The sequence below is a fragment of the Cellulomonas bogoriensis 69B4 = DSM 16987 genome, from assembly GCF_000767165.1.
GTDB lineage: Bacteria > Actinomycetota > Actinomycetes > Actinomycetales > Cellulomonadaceae > Actinotalea > Actinotalea bogoriensis.
Genome location: NZ_AXCZ01000285.1, coordinates 1 through 2105, shown reverse-complemented (window position 1 = coordinate 2105; position 2105 = coordinate 1). Strand labels below are relative to the sequence as shown.

Here is a 2105-nt window from a genome sequence, read left to right as displayed (position 1 = left end):
CGCTGCGGGCCCGGCTCGCGCCGAGCCCGCCGAGACCGGCGGGCAGGACGACCTCGATGCGTTTGCCGCCGACCTCGACCACCACCCGCTCGGTGGGGGTGGAAGCGTCCTCGGCGGGCGGCTGGGCCGCGGGCTCCCCGCCCAGGGTCGCGAGGGTCTGGGCGAACGCGGTCTCGATCCACCTGGTGTGGACGGTGAACGGTTCGGTGGGGTCGCCGGGGGCGAAGGCGGGGTCCTGGACGACGGCCCGGTGGAACGGGACGACCGTCGGGATGCCCTGGATGTCGAGCTCGGCCAGGGCCCGTCGCGCCCGGGCGAGCGCCTGGGGGCGGTCGGCACCGGTCACGATGAGCTTGGCGACCATCGAGTCGAAGGCCCCGGAGACGGTGTCGCCCTCGACCACACCGGAGTCCACGCGCACACCGGGGCCGGACGGCGCCCGGAAGGTCGTGATGCGTCCGGGGGTCGGCAGGAACCCGGCGGCGGGGTCCTCACCGTTGATGCGGAACTCGATCGAGTGGCCGCGCACCTGGGTGCTGGTGTACCCGAGGGGTTCCCCGGCGGCGATCCGCAGCTGCTCCCGCACGAGGTCGATGCCGGTGACCTCTTCGCTGACGGGGTGCTCGACCTGCAGGCGGGTGTTGACCTCGAGGAACGACACGGTGCCGTCGGCGCCCACCAGGAACTCGCAGGTCCCGGCGCCCACGTAGCGGGCCTCGCGCAGGATCGCGACGGACGCCTCGTGCAGCTGCTGCTCCTGCTCGGCGCTGAGGAACGGCGCGGGGGCCTCCTCGACGAGCTTCTGGTGCCGGCGCTGCAGGGAGCAGTCGCGGGTCGAGACGACCACGACGGTGCCGTGGGTGTCGGCCAGGCACTGGGTCTCGACGTGACGGGGCGAGTCGAGGTAGCGCTCCACGAAGCACTCCCCGCGGCCGAACGCGGCGACGGCCTCACGGACGGCGGACTCGTAGAGCTCGACGATCTCGTCCTCGGTGCGCACGACCTTCAGGCCGCGCCCGCCGCCCCCGAACGCGGCCTTGATGGCGAGGGGCAGCCCGTGCCGGGCCGCGAAGGCCTGCACCTCGCCGACGTCGGCGACCGGGTCGGGGGTGCCGGGGACCAGGGGGGCGCCGGCCCGCTGGGCGATGTGCCGGGCGCTGACCTTGTCGCCGAGGGCGTCGATGGCTGCCGGCGGTGGGCCGATCCACGTGAGCCCGGCGTCGATGACCGCCTGGGCGAAGGTGGCGTTCTCGGAGAGGAACCCGTACCCGGGGTGGACGGCGTCGGCGCCGCTGCGGCGGGCGACGTCCAGGAGCTTGTCGACGTCCAGGTAGGTGTCGGCCGCGCGGGCTCCGCCGAGGGCGTACGCCTCGTCGGCGAGGCGGACGTGCAGGGACTCACGGTCCGGGTCGGCGTACACCGCGACGCTCGCGATCTGGGCGTCGGTGCAGGCGCGGGCGACACGGACGGCGATCTCGCCGCGGTTGGCGATCAGGACCTTGCGGATCTCGGGCACGGCTCACCGTAACGTCAGTCGAGGGCGGTGGGCCGCACCCGGCGGCCCGCGATGTGCAGATCTGTGCGAATCGTCAACCGGTCGCGTCACCGGTTTGTGCGGTTCCCCACAGGTCGTGCACGTGCAGGTCGACGTCGGCGAGCAGGGACCGCAGCAACGGCAGGCTGAGCCCCACCACGCCGTGGTGGTCACCCTCGATCCCGGTGACGAAGGCCCCGCCCCGCCCGTCGACGGTGAAGGCGCCCGCGACGGCGAGGGGCTCACCGGTCGCGACGTAGGCGTCGATCTCGACGTCACTGACGTCGGCGAAGTGCACGACCGTGGTGGACGTGGCGCCCAGGGTCGCCCCGGTGCCGCCCTGGTCGGGGTCGCGCAGGTCGATCAGCCAGTGACCGGTGTGCAGCTGGCCGGACCGGCCGCGCATCCGGCGCCACCGGGCGACGGCCTCCTCGGCGTCGCGGGGCTTGCCGTGCACCTGACCGTCGAGCTCCAGCAGCGAGTCGCACCCCAGGACGAGGTCGGCGTCGGGGTCGGTGGCCGCCACGGCCCGGGCCTTGGCCTGGGCCAGGACGAGCACGGCGTCGGCGGG

The 2105-nt window shown here is 74.3% G+C and carries 2 protein-coding genes; both read right to left on the bottom strand.

The window, feature by feature from the left end; translation table 11 throughout:
* Positions 1–1516 (bottom strand): acetyl-CoA carboxylase biotin carboxylase subunit (locus N869_RS14650; RefSeq protein ID WP_198026095.1); only part of this gene is annotated, 1516 nt, incomplete at its 3' end.
* Between the two features lie 73 nt (positions 1517–1589).
* Positions 1590–2105, bottom strand: a 516-nt coding sequence (locus N869_RS14645) for a Maf family protein (protein WP_035062838.1), incomplete at its 5' end; no start/stop codon positions are given.